Annotated in this window: 1 protein-coding gene; it reads right to left on the reverse strand. The window is 43.3% G+C overall.

What is annotated here, in order from left to right; translation table 11 throughout:
• A partial coding sequence (locus HC752_RS24270; RefSeq protein WP_190337740.1) for an IS4 family transposase occupies positions 1-876 on the reverse strand: 876 nt, incomplete at its 3' end.
• Positions 877-905: the final 29 nt, after the last annotated feature.

The raw sequence follows: 905 nt of genomic DNA on the forward strand, positions 1-905 counted from the left end.
TAATGATGTAATAAAACCTTTTATTTCTCCTTTAGGCTCAGGAAGTAAGACTAGCCGTGCTTGCCAATACTTCCCAAGATACGGGGACTTCCGTTGAGCATCTGGCGAAACTGGCATACGGACAAGTTTGTCATGCGGAGAATACTCCTTAATGGTCTCGTATCTGAATTTACTCTTGATCGGGGTTAGCCAATGAGTATTTTTTCCCGCTCCTCGCCATGCTTCAAATAACTCGGCAGATAGAAAGCCCCGATCAAAAAGGGTTAAGGTGTTATCGGGAGCTGAGCCAACAAGTTGTTGAGCATAGGAAATTTCGCTATTTGTAATAGGACCGAATGCAGCATCTGATATAAGGTGGGTGCGAGTCGACATTAAGGTCACAGCAAGAACAGATGGAAATGTAGCTTTTCCAGTCGCATACCCAAGCTGTTGATTATCCGGTGTTTCTGGTGTTTTGAACTGAGTACCATCCACACTTAGAACCTTCAAACCACACACTTCATTAGGCTCACCTTCTTTTTCCCACTGGCTTGCAGTGGTATAAAAAAGATAACGTAAAGGCTCATAACCAACTCGTTGCCTTGCCTTAACTATACTGCTCGTTGCTAGTGGTGGCAGTTCGCCTTTTGAATCTGGAAAAGCGAGTTCTAGCTTGTCACAAACGTCACAGATAGAACGGTTTCTCATCAGTCCAATTCCCAAAACAAGCCAAATAGCTTGTTCGGCAGGAAATCGACGCTTTCTAACCGCAGCTCGACCAGTTTGTTGCACAGCTTCTGAAATCCATTCAACAGGAATATTCTTCCTAAATGAGTCAATAGACTCGGAGAGTTGAAATTCAGCAGTAGCTTGAAGTTCTAAAGAAAATTCAGACATAAAAAATCGGTCCCAGATACATATCTGGG

Source organism: Vibrio sp. S9_S30 (assembly GCF_014694455.1).
Lineage (GTDB): Bacteria > Pseudomonadota > Gammaproteobacteria > Enterobacterales > Vibrionaceae > Vibrio.